Consider the following 17079-nt stretch of genomic DNA (forward strand, 5'->3'; position numbering starts at 1 on the left):
GCGTTTGAAAGCGCATATCATCCGTGAATATGCGCCCTGACTCCAGTGTTGTAGCGTCGATCCTGCGCTTAAATCGCAGATCGAACGCTCTAGCCCGCCCTTAACTGAGAGGCTCTACCAACAACGCATCCACCCGCTGGAAGCCGCGAGGCAGTTTGTTGCCACGGCGCCCGCGCTCGCCTTTGTAGTGCTCCAGATCGTCAGCCTTGAGCGACAAGGTGCGCTTGCCAGCCTGCAGCACCAGGGTCGCGCCGTCCGGCAGCACCGCGATATCGGTGACGTACTCTTCGCGGCTGGCCACGCGCTCACCGGGAATGCCGATGATCTTGTTGCCCTTGCCCTTGCCCAGCTGCGGCAGGTCGCTGATCTTGAACACCAGCAGGCGCCCTTCGGTGGTCACCGAAGCCAGCCAGTTCTGTTCGCGATCGGCCACTGGCCGCGGCGCCAGCACCTTGGCATTGTTCGGCAGGCTCAACAGCGCCTTGCCCGCCTTGTTCTTGGCCTGCAGGTCCTCGCCCTTGACCACGAAGCCGTAGCCGGCGTCAGAAGCGATCACATACAAGGCATCGTCATCCGGCAGCAGCACGCATTCGAACGTCGCACCCGGCGGCGGTGTCAGACGGCCGGTCAGCGGCTCGCCCTGACCCCGGGCCGATGGCAGCGTATGGGCCGCCACCGAGTAACTGCGCCCGGTGGAGTCGATGAACACCGCGAACTGGTTGGAACGCCCGGGCGCGGCGGTCTTGTAGCCATCGCCGGCCTTGTAGGACAGACCAGTGGCGTCAATATCATGCCCCTTGGCGCAACGCACCCAGCCTTTTTCCGACAGAACGATAGTCACCGGCTCGGTAGGCATCAGCTCGTTTTCCGACAGCGCCTTGGCCTCGGCCCGGGCGACGATCGGCGAACGGCGGTCATCGCCGTAGGTTTCTGCGTCTTGCAGCAACTCGGTGCGCACCAGCTTCTTCAGTTTGGCTTCGCTGTTGAGCAAGGCTTGCAGCTTGGCCTGCTCCTTGAGCAACTCATCCTGTTCGGCCCGCAGCTTCATCTCTTCCAGACGCGCCAATTGGCGCAGGCGCGTGTCGAGGATGTAGTCGGCCTGGATTTCACTCAGGGCGAAACGCTCGATCAGCTTGGCCCGTGGATGCTCCTCGGTACGGATGATGTGGATCACTTCATCCAGGTTGAGGTAGGCAATCAGCAAACCGTCCAACAGATGCAGGCGACGCTCGACCTTGTCCAAGCGGAACTGCAGCCGGCGACGCACGGTGGTGACCCGGAACTCCAACCACTCCACCAGCAGGGCCCGCAGGTTCTTCAACTGCGGCTTGCCGTCCAGGCCAATGATGTTGATGTTGACCCGGTAGGTGGATTCCAGCTCGGTGGTGGCGAACAGGTGCTGCATCAACTCATCGGCGTCGACCCGATTGGAGCGCGGGATGATCACGATGCGGCACGGGTTCTCATGGTCCGACTCGTCACGCAGGTCGGCCACCATCGGCAACTTCTTGGCCTGCATCTGGCCGGCGATCTGTTCCAGCACCTTGGCCCCGGAGACCTGGTGCGGCAGCGCGGTGACGATGATGTCGCCGTCCTCGACCCGGTACACGGCGCGCATGCGCACCGAGCCACGGCCGGTTTCGTAGATCTTCAGCAGGTCGGCACGCGGGGTGATGATCTCGGCTTCGGTGGGGTAGTCCGGGCCCTGGATATGCTCGCAGAGCTGCTCGACCGTGGCCTTGGGCTCATCCAGCAGGCGCACGCAGGCCGAAGCCACTTCCCGCAGGTTGTGCGGGGGCACGTCGGTGGCCATGCCCACGGCGATGCCGGTGGTGCCGTTGAGCAGGATGTTCGGCAGGCGTGCCGGCAGTACCAGCGGCTCCTGCAGCGTGCCGTCGAAGTTCGGCCCCCAGTCCGCAGTGCCCTGGCCCAGTTCGCTGAGCAGCACTTCGGAATAGCGCGACAGGCGCGCCTCGGTGTAACGCATGGCAGCGAAGGACTTGGGATCGTCCGGCGCACCCCAGTTGCCCTGGCCGTCCACCAGCGTGTAGCGGTAGCTGAACGGCTGGGCCATCAGCACCATGGCCTCATAGCAGGCCGAATCGCCGTGCGGGTGGAACTTGCCGAGCACGTCACCCACGGTACGCGCGGATTTCTTGTGCTTGGAATCGGCATCCAGCCCCAGCTCACTCATGGCGTAGACGATACGCCGCTGTACCGGTTTCAGGCCGTCGCCGATATGCGGCAGAGCACGGTCCATGATCACGTACATGGAGTAGTTGAGGTAGGCATTTTCGGTGAAGTCAGCCAGTGACCGGCGTTCTACGCCATCCAGGCTGAGATCAAGGGAGTCGCTCATGCGGGCCTCATTGGTTCGTAGTCTGGCGCAGCAGCATGCTGCCGCCGCGCTGAGTAAATTCAAGTTTTTTCAAAGCGCTCATGCCCAGCAGAACCTGGTCGCCGTCGAGCCCCGGCGCCACCAGCGCGGCCACGTCCCGCAGCACGATATCCCCCAGCTGCAGGAGTTCGATACGGGTCCGATAACCTTCGCTGCGCCCATTGGCCGTGCTCAGGGTGACCGGCGCACCGCGCTCCAGGCCCAGACGTTCAGCGAGATCCGCAGGTACCGAGACATCGGTGGCCCCGGTGTCGAGCATGAATTGCACCGGCCGCCCGTTGATATGGCCGCTGGCGACGAAATGCCCCTGGCGATTGCCCGCCAGTTGCACTTCGATGTAACCCTCATGTTGTTGCGAACTGACGACAGTGTTGGGGTTCTCCTGGTGCGCTTCCCAGTCGGCAAAGAACCGCGTGGCCAGGAACAGCGCCGCCGCCCAGGCCATGATCAGCATCACCCGCCCGGCACTCTTGCCCGGTTGCTGGCTCACGGCTTGGCACTCCAGCCGCCTTCGGGAGCTGCAAAACGCCAGACGATCGGTCGGGCCTCGCCGTCGGCGCGAGCACCGTTGTTGTTATCCAGGCCAATCCAGGCGCCCTTGGCGTCCACCACCAGGGCTTCCGCCAACCCGTAGGGCTGTGGATAACGCCGATGCTCCATCAGTGCTTCGCCAGCATACGACCAGCACTGCTCGACCTTGGCGCTCAGCGCGTCCCGGCGACAGATCTGATAGGCGTTGCGCTCCAGGGTGAACAGCTTGCCGTCGAACAGCGACAGGTCGGCAAAGTCACGGGATACGGCCTTGGCGTTGGGCATCTGCTCAGGCTGCATTAGCGCCCCTGCTTCACTGAGCAGCACGCAACCGCCATCGCAGTCCCAGGTGGTCTGGCCACGCTTGATCAACAGCAGCCCGCGCCGCTCGCGTTCCGCCGCCAGCCAGATCCGATCCCCGGCAGGGTTGACCGCCAGCCCTTCGAACAGGGCATTGAAGTGCAGCAGCATGCCGCTGGCACGGGCTTCGCGCACCATGATCGGGGAAATCTTCAACCAGGCCGGCGCGCCTTGCGCCGGAACCTGCAGCACCGCGGCATGGGCTTCGCTGACCACATATTTGTTGCCGGCGGCATCACAGGTGATGCCCTCGAAATCCAGGTCGCCGCCACGCACGAAGGACGCCGCCCAGGTCCGCACCTTCAAGCCCCAGGGCAAGCCGGAATCCGGCACCGCAGGCACCTCGATCCCGACGGTCTCGGCCTGCCAGACAGTGTTACGGGTATCGAGCCTGTAGATCTGCTCGTCGTCGCGATCGGAGACGGTCCAAAGCTCCTGACCACACAGCGCCAGCCCGGACAGATTGCCGCCGCGCATGCCTTGCACAGGATGCTCGGACAGCAGTTTCAGTTCGGGCGCCGGCGCGGCCACCACCGAGGTTGCCAATAGCGCCAGGGCCAGGGCAAAACCTCTGTGCATCAGGCCAGCACCTCGGCCAGGTTGCCCTTGGACTCCAGCCAGGACTTGCGATCACCGGCGCGCTTCTTGGCCAGCAGCATGTCCATGATTTCCGCGGTGGCCTCGACGTCGTCCAGGGTCAACTGCACCAGGCGCCGGGTGTTCGGGTCCATGGTGGTCTCGCGCAGTTGCGGCGGGTTCATTTCACCCAGCCCCTTGAATCGGGTGACCTGTGGCTTGCCGCGCTTCTTCTCGGCCACCAGGCGGTCGAGAATGCCGTCGCGCTCGGCTTCATCCAGGGCGTAGTAGATCTCCTTGCCCAGGTCGATGCGGTACAGCGGCGGCATGGCCACGTAGACGTGACCGGCATCCACCAGCGGACGGAAATGCTGGACGAACAAGGCACACAGCAAGGTAGCGATGTGCAAGCCGTCGGAGTCGGCGTCGGCGAGGATGCAGATCTTGCCGTAGCGCAGCTGGCTCATGTCCTCGGCGCCCGGATCGACCCCGATGGCCACGGCGATGTTGTGCACTTCCTGACTGGCCAGGACCTCGCTGCCGTCCACTTCCCAGGTGTTGAGGATCTTGCCGCGCAACGGCAGGATCGCCTGGAACTCCTTGTCCCGCGCCTGCTTGGCCGAACCACCGGCGGAGTCACCTTCCACCAGGAACAGCTCGGAGCGCATCGGGTCCTGGCCGGCACAGTCCGCCAGCTTGCCTGGCAGTGCCGGGCCCTGGGTAATGCGCTTGCGCTCGACCTTCTTGCTGGCCTTCAAGCGGCGCCCGGCGTTGCTGATGGCCAGCTCCGCCAGTTGCATGCCCAGCTCGGGGTTGGCGTTGAGCCACAGGCTGAAGGCGTCCTTGACCACACCGGAAACGAACGCCGCCGCCTCGCGGGAAGACAGGCGCTCCTTGGTCTGGCCGGAGAACTGCGCATCCTGCATTTTCATCGACAGGACAAAGGCAATGCGCTCCCAGACGTCTTCCGGGGCCAGCTTCAGGCCGCGGGGCAGCAGGTTGCGGAACTCGCAGAACTCGCGCATGGCATCCAGCAGGCCCTGGCGCAGGCCGTTGACATGGGTGCCGCCCTGAGCCGTGGGGATCAGGTTGACGTAGCTTTCCTGGACGCTGTCGCCGCCTTCGGGCAGCCACAACAGGGCCCAGTCCACCGCTTCCTTGTTCCCTGCCAGGCTGCCGCAGAACGGCTCGGCCGGCAGGCGTTCGAATTCACTGACCGCATCCACCAGGTAGGAGCGCAGGCCATCTTCGTAGTGCCACTCGACCTTCTCGCCGCTGGACTTGTCCTCGAAGCTCACCAGCAGCCCCGGGCAGAGTACGGCCTTGGCCTTGAGCACGTGCTTGAGACGGCTGACGGAGAATTTCGGCGAGTCGAAGTATTTTGGGTCCGGAGCGAAGTACACGCTGGTGCCGGTGTTGCGTTTGCCCACGGTGCCGACCACTTCCAGCTCGGTGGCCTTGTAGCCGTCGGCGAAAGTCATCTGGTATTCGTTGCCGTCGCGCTTGACCCGCACCCGCACCTGGTTCGACAAGGCGTTGACCACGGAGATGCCCACCCCGTGCAGACCGCCGGAGAACTGGTAGTTCTTGTTGGAGAACTTGCCGCCGGCGTGGAGCTTGGTGAGGATCAGCTCGATCCCGGACACGCCTTCTTCCGGGTGGATGTCCACGGGCATGCCGCGGCCGTCGTCGGACACTTCCAGGGAATGGTCGGCGTGCAGGATGACCTGTATCGACTTCGCATGGCCGGCCAGGGCTTCGTCGACGCTGTTGTCGATGACTTCCTGGGCCAAATGGTTGGGCCGCGTGGTGTCGGTGTACATGCCCGGGCGTTTGCGCACCGGGTCGAGTCCCGAGAGGACTTCGATGGCGTCTGCGTTATAAGAGCTAGCGCTGGGAGTGGCCATGGGTTCTCGTCGTTAGTCGTTCAATGAATATGGGGCGAAGGCTCACAGTGCAGTGAAGTCGATCGCCTGGTACTGATCGGCAGTGATGCCGGCAAAATTCAACATCGCCGGCAATTGTCCGGCAAAACCTTGGAAACTATGATCGCCGCCGGCCTGTATGCGCAAGGCGCAGGCGCGGTAGTAGCGCTCGGCGCTGCGATAGTCCAGCGTCTCGTCCCCGGTCTGCAACCACACCTGATAACGCTCAGGGTCCTGGGGTGGCGCCACTTCCAGCGCTGCCAGGGCCGCGACATGGTCGTGGGTCAGCTCCCAGGTCTCGTCGGTGTACAGGTTCTTCTGCGTGCCCAGATAACCGTCGAACATCCGGTGCGGGCTGACAGCAGGGTTGATCAGCAGGGCCTTCAGACCATAGCGCTCGGCAAGGTGAGTCGCATAGTAGCCGCCGAGCGAGCTGCCGACCAGCAATGGACGACCGAGTTCGGCAATCGCCTGTTCCAGCTGGCCAATGGCCTGGCGCGGATGGTGATGCAGGGCCGGCACCCGCAGTTGCCCGGCCAGGCCGAGCTGCTCCATGACCTGGCGCAACTGGGAGGCCTTGGTCGATGCCGGAGCACTGTTGAAGCCGTGGATATAGAGGATCGAACCGGACATGCGAGCTCCCTGTGCACCTGGGCAAAAGCCGCAGTTTACAGGGATGGGGCCAGGTTACGCAGCCGCTTCAGTAGCCTTCGCTACCGTAGTCGATGGTGAATTCATAGCCTTCGACCCGCTGCACGCCGGTTTCCAGCCGTCCATCGGGCAGCAGCCGCAACCAACGGTAGCCCGGCACCTGCTCCTCGACCTTGAAGTCGTCGCTCAAGGGCTCGAACTGGATGCAGGTGGAAGGTGAGGCCAATAGCCGCACGTCGCCCCGCAGGCGATCGATCTCCTGGTGAACATGCCCCCAGAGCACGGCGCGCACCTGGGGGAAAGCGTCGATCACGGCAAACAGCGCCTGGGCATTGCGCAGGCCGATGGGCTCCATCCAGGCGCAATCGATGGACACCGGATGGTGATGCAGGCAGACCAGGTGGTGCCGCTCTGGTGCTTCGCTCAGGGAGCGGGTCAGCAGTTGCAACTGCTCATCCTGCAGATAACCCGGTACCGAACCCGGCACCGCCGAGTCCAGCAGGGTGATGCGCCAGTTGCCGATGTCCACCACCGGGTCCAGCAAGTCACTGCCGCTGGCGGCCTGCTCCATGACCTGCGGTTCGTCGTGGTTGCCCGGCAGCCAGCGGCCTGGGGCGGCAATCTGCCGGGTCAGTTGGCGAAAGCGTTGATAGGACTCCAGCGTGCCGTCCTGGGACAGGTCGCCGGTGGCCAGCATCAGGTCGATCCGTGGCTGCTGCGCCAGCACCAGGTCGATGACCCGTTGCAGGCTGTCGGCGGTGTTCATGCCCAAGAGCGTGCCGTCCGTCTCGGCAAACAGATGGCTATCGGACAGCTGCACCAGCAACACGGGGTCGGCGGCAGTCAGTGCGGATACGCTTGGCACGGCGTTCTCCCGGAGCAAGATCACAAAGCGTGAAGAAGGGGGCAATTATGCTGGGGGAAGTGAAAAAGAGGAAACCTGGGAAGCGGACCCAGTTCACATCTAGCGCACGGCTTCGAACTCGTGGCCGCAGGCCAGGCAGTGGCTCAGCCACTCGCCGAGGAACACGTTCAGCTGGGCCTTTTCATCAGGCTGGTGCATGAAGGCATTGGGATAGGGATAGATGCTGCGAAAACGCCGGGCATGTTCGGCACTGATGACTTCCGCCATGCGCGCGTCGTGATAGACCTGCACTTCCAGCTGCGGCACAGGCAGCCAGGGCAGGCTGTGCTCCTGGCGCACCTGCAAGGTGGTGGTATACGGGCAGGCCAGTACCACCTCCAGGGCCAGTACGCCGAGCATCTGGTCGCCCTGGGTCACGGCGATGCGCCGGGCCACGGGCTGGTTGCGCATGTCGGGCAGCAGGCGCATCAGCCGGGCGTAGTTGGCCTCGCAGGAAGCTTGCAGCCCCGCGAGATCCACCCGATAGCGGTCGCGTACCTTGTTTACGACCATAACCCCCTCACTTCCGCGCGATTGAGCGCCAGCCACTGCAAGGCAATGATGCTGGCGGCATTGCAAATCCGCCCGTCGCGCATGGCCTGCAAGGCATCCTCATAGGCCATCACGCACACCCGAATGTCTTCCGCCTCTTCCTCCAGCCCATGCAGCCCACCGGCGGCGCTGCTGTCGCAACGCCCCAGGTACAGATGGACGAATTCGGTGCTGCCACCGGGCGACGGGAAGTACTGGGTCATCGGCCACAGCGCCGAGATGTCCAGGCCAGCTTCCTCCTGCGCCTCGCGGCGGGCAACCTGTTCCGGCTGCTCGTCCTTGTCGATCAGCCCGGCCACCAGTTCCACCAGCCAGGGCGAAGCCGTCTTGCCCATGGCACCGACGCGGAACTGTTCGATCAGCACCACCTCATCGCGCTGCGGGTCGTACGGCAGTACGCAGACCGCATCGTGACGGACAAAGACTTCACGATTGATTTCACGCCCCATGCCACCGGCGAACAGCTCATGACGCAGTTGCAGGCGATCGAGCCGGTAGAAACCCTGGAAGCAGTTTTCGCGCCGGATGATCTCGATGGCACTCGGCGTGGAGTTGGCAAAGTCAGTCATAACAATCCTCGTGTACAGCATGTTCAATCCGAGGATCCCCCTCGACTTCGCGCCATCCTAACGCGCTCGCAGCTGATCATGCAGCCCCTTTACCCTCAGCGGGATAGACGGCGAGGGGCTAAACCTACTCTAATTGCCTCTATTGAGCTTAGTGGCGAACCGACTGCCTCGCAGGCAGTCGAAGCCGGTAACTTTTGCCTCCCCCTGGTTTATGAAGGACGCCCATGTCGCTTGTCAAAATCGCCTCCGTGGCCTGTATCGCCCTGACCCTGGGTGCCTGCCAAAGCCTGTTTCAACCCAGCTACATGACCCCGCTGGAACCCACCCGGGACAAGTCCGAACAACTCAAGCCCGGCTGCAGCGGCGCCGACTGCCCACTGGTCAACCTCGACACCGTGCATTTCCCCGCCGAACCGCAGCTGGATGCCATCATTGAAAAGCGCCTGCTGCAAATGACCCGCACCAGCCCCGATGCTGCGCTGCCGGCCAGCCTTGCGGCCTATCGCGAGCAGTTCCTGCGCAGCGCGCCGGACCGCCACGGCATGTACCTGCAATCCAAGCTACGCGAGCAGCATGACGGCCTGGTGATCATCGAACTGGCCAGTTACCTGGACACCGGCGCCGCCAATGGCACCCCGGGCCGTGGCTTCGTCAACTATTCACGCCAGCAGCACAAGGCCCTGAACCTGGCGGACATGCTCCTGCCCGGCCAGGAAGAGATGTTCTGGAAGGCCGCGCGGGTCGCCCACAACAACTGGCTGATCAGCACTCACCTGGATCGCGAGGCCGAGTTCGTGAAGACCTGGCCCTTCCAGAAGACCCAGAACGTAGCGCTGACCCGCAACGCCGTGACCCTCAAGTACGACGTCACCACCATCGCGCCCTCGGTCCTGGGCCACATCGAACTGCAGATCCCCTACAACCGCCTCAAGGGCGTGCTCAAGCCCGAGCTGTTTCCTGGCGGTAACTGAAAGCCCGGCCCAACAGCCATTGCAGCAGCCCTGCCAGTACCAGTGACGGCAGGGTTGCGCCGATATCCGGGTACAGATTGGCCAACAGATGATAGGTGCTCACCCCACCCAGCCAGGCCAGCAGCGCCGGCCAGCGCAAGGCTGACGCCGGGTTCTGCCCCGAGCGCCGACGCAGGATGAAGTGATCCACCAGCACCACGCCAAACAGCGGCGCGAATACCGAGCCGATCAGCAACAGGAAGTTCTGGTACTGGGCCAACGGCGCCAGGCAGGCGATCAGGGTGCAGAGCACGCCTATGGCCAGCGCCAGGTGCTCGACCTTGAGGCGCAGCAGGATGCCGCTGGAAACCGCCGCCGAATGGATATCGGCAAAGGCGTTCTCCGATTCGTCCAGCAGAATCAGCAGCAACGGAATCCCCAGCCCGGCCCCGGCCAGCGCCAGCAGCAAGGCATTCACTTCACCACTGGGAGCGAAGGCCAGGGTGTAGGCGACGCCCAGGCTCATCAACCAGAAATTGCCGATGAAAAAGCCCAGGGCCGTGCCGCCGAACACGCTCTTGGCGCGCTTGCCGAACCGCGAGTAGTCGGCGATCAGCGGCAACCAGGACAAGGGCATGGCGATGGCGATATCGAAACCCACGGCGAACGGCATCGAGCCGTCCCCGGCCTGGGCCCAGAGCGCCGCCAGGTCGGCTCGAGCGAAGAGGTTCCAGGTCAGCCACAGGCAGGCGGCCAACAACAACCAGATTCCCCATTTGCGCAGGATCTGCCGGACGAAGGTCAAGGGCCCGCTGACCGCCAGCAAGGTGGCCAGGGCACCGAAAAACAGGGTCCAGAGCAACGGGTTGGCCAGCAAGCTGCCTTCGCTGAAGGCCCGGCTGCCCAGGAGGCTCGCGGCATCGCGCATGACGATGATTTCAAACGAGCCCCAGCCCACCAGTTGTAAGAGGTTCAACAGTGCCGGCAGGCTGGCACCGCGCCGGCCCAGGCTGAGCTTGAGCGCAGCCATGGACGACAGGCCGGTGTCGCTGCCGATCACCCCCACCGCCGCCAGCAGCAGAACGCCGACCGCGGTGCCGAGCAGGATCGCCAGCAGCGAATGGGCCAGCCCCAGGCCTGGCGCCAGCAAGGCGCCGGTCTGCAGCACCATCAGGCCGATACCGAGGGAAAACCACAGGGAAAACAGATCGCGGGCGCCAAACACGCGCTTGTCGGCCGGTACCGCGAGATCGGGAGAGTAGGTACTGATTGGACTGCTCAAGGTTGATATCTCGAAGGAATAGGGTCTGCAGGAGCCGGATTGCCGGCGAAAGCGCCACCTTGTCGAGAGCGCGGCGCCTGATTCGCGGGCAAGCCCGCTCCTACAGGAATGTTCACGGGGGCTATCTCGAACGCCCAGCCTCTGCAGGAGCCGGCTTGCCAGCGAAAGCGCCACCTTGTCGAGAGCGCGGCGCCTGGTTCGCGGGCAAGCCCGCTCCTGCAGAGAGGGGTCAGACTTTCTTGTACAGCTGGCTGCCTTCCTGCTTGAAGCGCTCGGCCTGTTCCGCCAGGCCCTTGGCGACATCCACATCCACCGCTTCGATACGCTGGTTGGCTGCGTACTCACGCACTTCCTGGGTGATCTTCATCGAGCAGAACTTCGGCCCGCACATGGAGCAGAAATGCGCGACCTTGGCCGAATCCTTGGGCAGGGTCTCGTCGTGGTACGAGCGGGCGGTGTCCGGGTCCAGGCCGAGGTTGAACTGGTCTTCCCAGCGGAACTCGAAACGCGCCTTGGACAAGGCGTTGTCGCGGATCTGCGCGCCCGGATGACCTTTCGCCAGATCCGCAGCATGCGCGGCGATCTTGTAGGTGATGATCCCGGTCTTCACGTCATCCTTGTTCGGCAGGCCCAGGTGTTCCTTGGGCGTGACGTAGCAGAGCATGGCGCAGCCGAACCAGCCGATCATCGCCGCACCGATACCGGAGGTGATGTGGTCGTAGCCGGGGGCAATGTCGGTAGTCAGCGGGCCGAGGGTGTAGAACGGCGCCTCGTCGCAGCACTCCAGCTGCTTGTCCATGTTCTCCTTGATCAACTGCATCGGCACGTGGCCCGGGCCTTCGATCATGCACTGCACGTCATGCTTCCAGGCGATCTTGGTCAGCTCGCCGAGGGTCTCCAGTTCGCCGAACTGGGCTTCGTCGTTGGCGTCGGCAATCGACCCCGGGCGCAGGCCATCTCCCAGGGAGAAGCTGACGTCGTAGGCCTTCATGATTTCGCAGATTTCGTCGAAGTGGGTGTAGAGGAAGTTCTCCTTGTGGTGCGCCAGGCACCACTTGGCCATGATCGAGCCACCCCGGGACACGATGCCGGTGACCCGCTTGGCGGTCAGCGGCACGTAACGCAGCAAGACGCCTGCGTGGATGGTGAAGTAGTCCACACCCTGCTCGGCCTGCTCGATCAGGGTGTCGCGGAACAGCTCCCAGGTCAGGTCCTCGGCCACGCCGTTGACCTTTTCCAGGGCCTGGTAGATCGGTACGGTACCGATCGGCACCGGCGAGTTGCGGATGATCCACTCGCGGGTTTCATGGATGTGCTTGCCGGTGGACAGGTCCATCACCGTGTCCGAACCCCAGCGGATGCCCCAGGTCAGTTTCGCCACTTCTTCCTCGATCGAGGAACCCAGGGCACTGTTGCCGATGTTGCCGTTGATCTTCACCAGGAAGTTGCGGCCGATGATCATCGGTTCCAGTTCGACGTGGTTGATGTTGGCCGGGATGATCGCGCGGCCACGGGCGATTTCCTCACGCACGAACTCGGCGGTGATTTCCTTGGGGATGCTGGCGCCGAAGCTGTGGCCGGCGTGTTGCTGCTTCAGCAGGCCGGCGGCACGGGCCTCTTGCAGCTTCATGTTTTCGCGGATGGCGACGTATTCCATCTCGGCGGTGATGATGCCTTTGCGCGCGTAGTGCATCTGGCTGACGTTGGCCCCGGCCTTGGCCCGGCGCGGGTTGTTGACGTGGGCGAAGCGCAGCTTGGTCAGCTCCGGGTCGGCCAGGCGCTGCTGGCCGAAGTTGGAGCTCAGGCCGGCCAGGCGCTCGGTGTCGCCACGGTCTTCGATCCAGGCCGAACGCACATCGCCCAGGCCCTTGCGCACATCGATCACCACGTTCGGATCGGTGTAGGGGCCGGAGGTGTCGTACACGGTCACCGGGGCGTTGATCTCGCCGCCGAAGTCGGTGGGGGTCACGTCCAGGGTGATTTCGCGCATGGGCACGCGGATGTCCGGGCGCGAACCCTGGACATAGACTTTTTGCGAGCGGGTAAAGGGCTGAACCGATTGTTGGTCGACTTGGGCCGACTCACTGAGGTTGCTAGCGTTTTTTAATTTTGTCGTCATCACGGGCTCTCCAGACAGCATCCAGGCAGTGGATTTTTGTCGGAGCGAACCTGTAACGGACGGACGCACCCTGGCTAGGCAACTAGTTGAGTGCAGTGCTTGGTACTCGAGGGGTGTTCGATTGTCGAACAACATCCCGGACGAAGCACAAGAGGACTCGCCGGGTGACGAGAAATCTTGTTCCCTACGCAGGCGCTAACCTGATCAGGTTCAACGGGATCCGGATTATCCGATCTCAGCCTCATAGCAAGGCACCCCGACAAGAACCGGGCCAGTCTAGACAAAGCCACAGCAGAACGCCAACCCCCCGTACGATCAGCATGATGAATGGCGTAATTGCAGGATTGTTGCCACCCCCCAGCGCATCTACACTCGTTGCCCTGTGTCGAACCTTGACGCTCCGTGGGTCGCGCCTTAGCCTTGGCGCCTGAATTATTGCCGTAATATCAACTCTAGGGATCGCCGAATGCTGCGCAAACTCTCACTGGCTGTTGCCGTGTCTTGTGCGTCCAATGGAATGGCCTGGGCAGCAGAAGCGCCTTTGACCACCAAGACCGATCTGGTCAGCGTCTACCAGGAAGCGGTGGACAACAACGCCGATCTGGCCGCTGCGCGCGCCCAGTACGGTGCCCAGAAGGAAGTGGTGCCCCAGGCTCGTGCCGGGTTGCTGCCTAACCTTTCGGCCGGCGCGGACATGAACAACACCCGCACCAAGTTCGACGAACCGTCGATGACCTCTACCCGCAGCGGCAACGTCTACCAGGCGACCCTGGCCCAGCCACTGTTCCGGGCCGACCGCTGGTTCCAGCTGCAGGCGGCCAAGGACATCAACGAACAGGCTTCCCTGCAACTCTCGGCCACCGAGCAGAACCTGATCCTGCAGAGCGCGGAGAACTACTTCGCGGTGTTGCGCGCCCAGGACAACCTGGCCTCGACCAAGGCCGAGGAAGCGGCCTTCAAGCGTCAGCTGGACCAATCCAACGAACGCTTCGACGTGGGCCTGTCGGACAAGACCGACGTCCTGCAATCCCAGGCCAGCTACGATACCGCCCGGGCCAACCGGATCCTTGCCCAGCGCCAGGTGGATGATGCCTTCGAGGCCCTGATCACCCTGACCAACCGCGAGTACAACTCGATCCAGGGCATCGTCCATACCCTGCCAGTGCTGGCGCCGACCCCCAACGACGCCAAGGCCTGGGTGGACACCGCCGCCAAGCAGAACCTCAACCTGCTGGCCAGCAACTACGCAGTCAGCGCCGCCGAGGAAACCCTCAAGCAGCGCAAGGCCGGGCATGCCCCGACCCTGGACGCAGTGGCGCAGTACAAGAAAGGCGACAACGACGCTTTGGGCTTCAGCAACCCCAACCCGCTGACGCGCTACGGCAGCGACGTCGAACAGCGCTCCATCGGCCTGCAACTGAACATTCCGATCTACAGCGGCGGCCTGACCAGCTCCCAGGTGCGTGAATCCTACTCGCGCCTGAGCCAGACCGAGCAACAGCGTGAATCCCTGCGCCGCCAGGTGGTGGAAAACACCCGCAACCTGCACCGCGCGGTGAACACCGATGTCGAGCAGGTCCAGGCCCGGCGCCAGTCGATCATTTCCAACCAGAGCGCAGTGGAGGCCACGGAGATCGGCTACCAGGTGGGCACGCGCAATATCGTCGATGTGCTCGACGCCCAGCGCCAGCTGTACACCTCGGTGCGCAACTACAACAACAGCCGCTACGACTACATCCTCGACAACCTGCGCCTGAAACAGGCGGCCGGCACCCTCAACCCGGGGGACCTGCAGGACCTGTCGCGCTATCTCAAGGCCGACTACAACCCGGATCGCGACTTCCTGCCGCCAGATCTGGCCAAGGCCGCCCAGGAGCAGCTCAGGGCCCGCCCCTGAAGGTCGCAAGCATGAAAAAGGCCACCTTTGCGGGTGGCCTTTTTCATGGCGGTGTAACGGCCTTTTACGGCCATGCGACAGCGGCTACCGAAGGCGACGATCAGTGCCTGCCCAGGAGGCGGCCAAGGCCATCGAGCAGCCGTTGCAAGGCGCCCTGGTTGGCCTTGAGCACCTTGAGCCCGGCATCGGCCATCTTGCGCGCATCCTGGGGTAGCTCGAACAGACGCTGCACCGCCACCGCGAGCCCCTCGGCATCGTCCACTTCCTGCAAGGCTCCGGCCTCACGCAGCATCGCGGCGATTTCCAGGAAATTGAACAGATGCGGCCCGCTGATCACCGGCTTGGCCAGGGCCGCCGGCTCCAGCAGGTTGTGCCCACCGTTGGGCACCAGGCTGCCGCCGACAAAGGCGCTGTCGGCCAGGGCATAGAGGAACAGCAATTCGCCCATGGTGTCCCCCAGCAGTACCGAGGTGGTGGCAAGCACCGGCTCGGCTGCAGAACGGCGTACCGTGGCAAAACCCTGCTGCCGGCACAGCTCATGCACCGAGTCGAAGCGCTCCGGGTGCCGCGGCACCAGGATCAGCAAGGCATTGGGGTAATTGCCCAGCAGTTGCCGGTGGGCATCGAGCACCACCGCGTCTTCGCCCTCGTGGGTACTCGCGGCGATCCACACCGGGCGCTCCATGGCCTGCCATTGCTGGCGCAGCTCAGTGGCCCGCTGCAGCAACTGCGGGTCGATGCTCAGGTCGAACTTGATCGATCCGGTCACTTGCACAGTCTCTGGCCGGGCCCCAAGCCGGAGGAAACGCTGGGCCTCGGCTTCGGTCTGCACCGCGAACAGGCTCATCTGCGCCAGCATCGGTGCGGTCAGCCGAGCAAAACGCCCATAGCCCTTGGCCGAACGCTCGGACAACCGGGCATTGGCCAGGGCTACCGGAATCCCGCGCCGGGCACACTGGTCGATATGGTTGGGCCACAGTTCGGTTTCCATGATCACCGCCAGCTTGGGCTGCACCCGATCGAGAAACCGCGCCGCGGCGCAAGGCAAGTCGTAGGGCAGGTAGCAGTGCTGGATCCGCGGCTCGTTGGCAAACAGCGCGTGGATGCGCTCGGAGCCGGTGGGAGTCATGCAGGTCACGGTAATCGGCAGCTGTGGATAACGCGCCAACAGCGCCCGGATCATCGGCGCGGCAGCGATGCTCTCGCCCACCGACACCGCATGCACCCAGATGCCACCGGGTTGCATGCTCGGCAAGCCGAGAGAGAAACGCTCGCCAATGCGCTTGGCATAAGCCGGCGCCTTGCGCGAGCGCAGCCACAGGCGGATCGCTACCAATGGCAGCCCCAGGTAAAACAATGCGGTATAGAGAGTTCTATTCATGGCGGCGGAGTTTATCGGTTTTTTAGCCGATCGCCTTCAGGTGCACGGCAAAACGTTCTGCCAGCCAGTGCGCCGCGGGGCCCAGAGGTTCGTCACGGCGCCAGGCCAGTTCCACCACCAGTGCCGGGGGCGTCCATTGGCTGGCCAGCTCCACCATCTGGTTCTGATAGGCCGGGTACTGCACCACATGCCGTGGCAGCCAGGCCCAGCCCAGCCCGCGCATCAGCCATTCGGCCAGGACGTAGAAGCTGTCAGCCCGCCAGACCTGGGGGCTGACCTGCTCACCACCGGGGTAGCCACTGGCTTGCGGAGCGATGAGCAACTGCCGGTGTAGGGCCAGCAACTGGCGGTTGACCCTTTTTTCATGGGCCAGCGGATGCCCCACGGCGCAGACAGTGACCATCTCCACACTGCCCAGGGCCCGGCGCTCCAAAGTTTCCGGCATCTGCTCATGGTGAAACAGCAACCCCAGGTCGGCCCGGCGCTCCACCAGTTTGCGCGCTACGTCGCCCTGGGCCCCGCTGGCCAGTTGCACCTCCAGGCTGGGAAAGTGTTCCGCCAGGGCCTCCAGGCTGTCGAGCACCGGCTGATAGGGCATCGCCTCGTCCTGGGCCAGGCGCAACCGCGCTTCCTGGCCGCGCATCAAGGCCAGCGCCCGGCCATTGAGGCGGTCGCACTGGCGCAGGATCTCCCGCGCTTCCTGCAACAGTGCACTGCCCGCCTCCGTCAGCCTTGGCTGGCGGCCACTGCTGCGTTCGAACAGGCTGACTCCCAGGTCATCCTCCAGCTGGGCGATGGCACTGCTGATGGCCGATTGCGCCTTGCGCTGCTGGCGGGCCACGGCAGAAAACGAACGCAGTTCGGCGACCCCGACAAACAGGCGCAACTGCTCCAGGTTCCATTGCATGTTCATGGCACAACCTATCTATCATCCAGATAGGTAATGACTTTACCCCATCTGAACTTTCTCTAGAATGCCGACCT

The 17079-nt window shown here is 63.8% G+C and carries 14 protein-coding genes and 1 riboswitch; of the genes, 2 read left to right on the forward strand and 12 right to left on the reverse strand.

Annotated features, from left to right (window positions below):
* Positions 1-100 precede the first annotated feature (100 nt).
* The 8 genes from parC to M2395_RS31150 form a co-directional block, all read right to left on the reverse strand.
* A complete protein-coding gene (gene parC, locus M2395_RS31115) occupies positions 101-2359 on the reverse strand; it encodes a DNA topoisomerase IV subunit A (protein WP_011058921.1) in 2259 nt (752 codons plus the stop codon).
* 7 nt (positions 2360-2366) lie between these two features.
* Positions 2367-2888, reverse strand: coding sequence for a TIGR02281 family clan AA aspartic protease (locus M2395_RS31120; RefSeq protein WP_011058920.1), 522 nt, complete (start codon positions 2886-2888; stop codon positions 2367-2369).
* Positions 2885-3868, reverse strand: a complete 984-nt coding sequence (locus M2395_RS31125) for an esterase-like activity of phytase family protein (protein ID WP_123431202.1) — start codon at positions 3866-3868, stop codon at positions 2885-2887. The genes M2395_RS31120 and M2395_RS31125 overlap by 4 nt, the downstream gene beginning before the upstream one ends.
* Entirely contained in the window at positions 3868-5772 is a 1905-nt protein-coding gene (gene parE / locus M2395_RS31130; protein ID WP_011058918.1) for a DNA topoisomerase IV subunit B, read from the reverse strand. The genes M2395_RS31125 and parE overlap by 1 nt, the downstream gene beginning before the upstream one ends.
* 42 nt (positions 5773-5814) lie before the next feature.
* Positions 5815-6423: a YqiA/YcfP family alpha/beta fold hydrolase gene (locus tag M2395_RS31135; protein ID WP_015633927.1), complete on the reverse strand. Its 609-nt coding sequence runs from the start codon at positions 6421-6423 to the stop codon at positions 5815-5817.
* A 67-nt stretch (positions 6424-6490) separates the two neighbouring features.
* The gene (gene cpdA, locus M2395_RS31140; protein WP_011058916.1) at positions 6491-7306 is read right to left on the reverse strand and encodes a 3',5'-cyclic-AMP phosphodiesterase; all 816 of its coding nucleotides are present in this window, start codon (positions 7304-7306) and stop codon (positions 6491-6493) included.
* A gap of 99 nt (positions 7307-7405) precedes the next feature.
* The gene (locus M2395_RS31145; protein WP_011058915.1) at positions 7406-7858 is read right to left on the reverse strand and encodes a DUF1249 domain-containing protein; all 453 of its coding nucleotides are present in this window, start codon (positions 7856-7858) and stop codon (positions 7406-7408) included.
* Entirely contained in the window at positions 7849-8466 is a 618-nt protein-coding gene (locus M2395_RS31150; protein WP_077933260.1) for an NUDIX domain-containing protein, read from the reverse strand. The genes M2395_RS31145 and M2395_RS31150 overlap by 10 nt, the downstream gene beginning before the upstream one ends.
* A 224-nt stretch (positions 8467-8690) precedes the next feature.
* Here M2395_RS31150 and M2395_RS31155 point away from each other — a divergent pair, with 224 nt between their 5' ends.
* The gene (locus tag M2395_RS31155; RefSeq protein WP_123431203.1) at positions 8691-9437 is read left to right on the forward strand and encodes an RsiV family protein; all 747 of its coding nucleotides are present in this window, start codon (positions 8691-8693) and stop codon (positions 9435-9437) included.
* Here M2395_RS31155 and cytX read toward each other — a convergent pair.
* Positions 9406-10698, reverse strand: coding sequence for a putative hydroxymethylpyrimidine transporter CytX (gene cytX, locus M2395_RS31160; RefSeq protein WP_019093041.1), 1293 nt, complete (start codon positions 10696-10698; stop codon positions 9406-9408). The genes M2395_RS31155 and cytX overlap by 32 nt on opposite strands.
* Positions 10699-10927: 229 nt before the next feature.
* Complete coding sequence (gene thiC, locus M2395_RS31165) at positions 10928-12817, reverse strand: phosphomethylpyrimidine synthase ThiC (protein WP_015633923.1); 1890 nt, start codon at positions 12815-12817, stop codon at positions 10928-10930.
* Between the two features lie 164 nt (positions 12818-12981).
* Positions 12982-13086, reverse strand: a riboswitch (TPP riboswitch).
* Between the two features lie 197 nt (positions 13087-13283).
* Between thiC and M2395_RS31170 the strand changes: the two genes are divergently transcribed.
* The gene (locus M2395_RS31170; protein WP_011058910.1) at positions 13284-14714 is read left to right on the forward strand and encodes a TolC family outer membrane protein; all 1431 of its coding nucleotides are present in this window, start codon (positions 13284-13286) and stop codon (positions 14712-14714) included.
* A 100-nt stretch (positions 14715-14814) separates the two neighbouring features.
* Here the strand turns inward: M2395_RS31170 and waaA are convergent, their stop codons facing one another.
* Positions 14815-16095, reverse strand: a complete 1281-nt coding sequence (gene waaA / locus M2395_RS31175; protein ID WP_011058909.1) for a lipid IV(A) 3-deoxy-D-manno-octulosonic acid transferase — start codon at positions 16093-16095, stop codon at positions 14815-14817.
* Positions 16096-16117: 22 nt separating this feature from the next.
* Positions 16118-17002 carry a LysR family transcriptional regulator gene (locus M2395_RS31180; RefSeq protein WP_015633922.1) on the reverse strand — a complete coding sequence of 295 codons (885 nt, stop codon included), beginning with the start codon at positions 17000-17002 and terminating at the stop codon, positions 16118-16120.
* Positions 17003-17079: the final 77 nt, after the last annotated feature.

The sequence above is a fragment of the Pseudomonas sp. BIGb0176 genome, from assembly GCF_024810175.1.
In the GTDB taxonomy this organism is placed as follows: domain Bacteria; phylum Pseudomonadota; class Gammaproteobacteria; order Pseudomonadales; family Pseudomonadaceae; genus Aquipseudomonas; species Aquipseudomonas protegens.

What these genes read in the sequence shown, in the direction of transcription:
- M2395_RS31180 (WP_015633922.1), bottom strand. Translation starts at nt 17,002, where the DNA reads ATGCAATGGAACCTGGAGCAGTTGCGCCTGTTTGTCGGGGTCGCCGAA.
- M2395_RS31135 (WP_015633927.1), bottom strand. Translation starts at nt 6,423, where the DNA reads ATGTCCGGTTCGATCCTCTATATCCACGGCTTCAACAGTGCTCCGGCA.
- M2395_RS31150 (WP_077933260.1), bottom strand. Translation starts at nt 8,466, where the DNA reads ATGACTGACTTTGCCAACTCCACGCCGAGTGCCATCGAGATCATCCGG.
- M2395_RS31170 (WP_011058910.1), top strand. Translation starts at nt 13,284, where the DNA reads ATGCTGCGCAAACTCTCACTGGCTGTTGCCGTGTCTTGTGCGTCCAAT.
- thiC (WP_015633923.1), bottom strand. Translation starts at nt 12,817, where the DNA reads ATGACGACAAAATTAAAAAACGCTAGCAACCTCAGTGAGTCGGCCCAA.
- M2395_RS31125 (WP_123431202.1), bottom strand. Translation starts at nt 3,868, where the DNA reads ATGCACAGAGGTTTTGCCCTGGCCCTGGCGCTATTGGCAACCTCGGTG.
- M2395_RS31155 (WP_123431203.1), top strand. Translation starts at nt 8,691, where the DNA reads ATGTCGCTTGTCAAAATCGCCTCCGTGGCCTGTATCGCCCTGACCCTG.
- M2395_RS31145 (WP_011058915.1), bottom strand. Translation starts at nt 7,858, where the DNA reads ATGGTCGTAAACAAGGTACGCGACCGCTATCGGGTGGATCTCGCGGGG.
- parE (WP_011058918.1), bottom strand. Translation starts at nt 5,772, where the DNA reads ATGGCCACTCCCAGCGCTAGCTCTTATAACGCAGACGCCATCGAAGTC.
- waaA (WP_011058909.1), bottom strand. Translation starts at nt 16,095, where the DNA reads ATGAATAGAACTCTCTATACCGCATTGTTTTACCTGGGGCTGCCATTG.
- parC (WP_011058921.1), bottom strand. Translation starts at nt 2,359, where the DNA reads ATGAGCGACTCCCTTGATCTCAGCCTGGATGGCGTAGAACGCCGGTCA.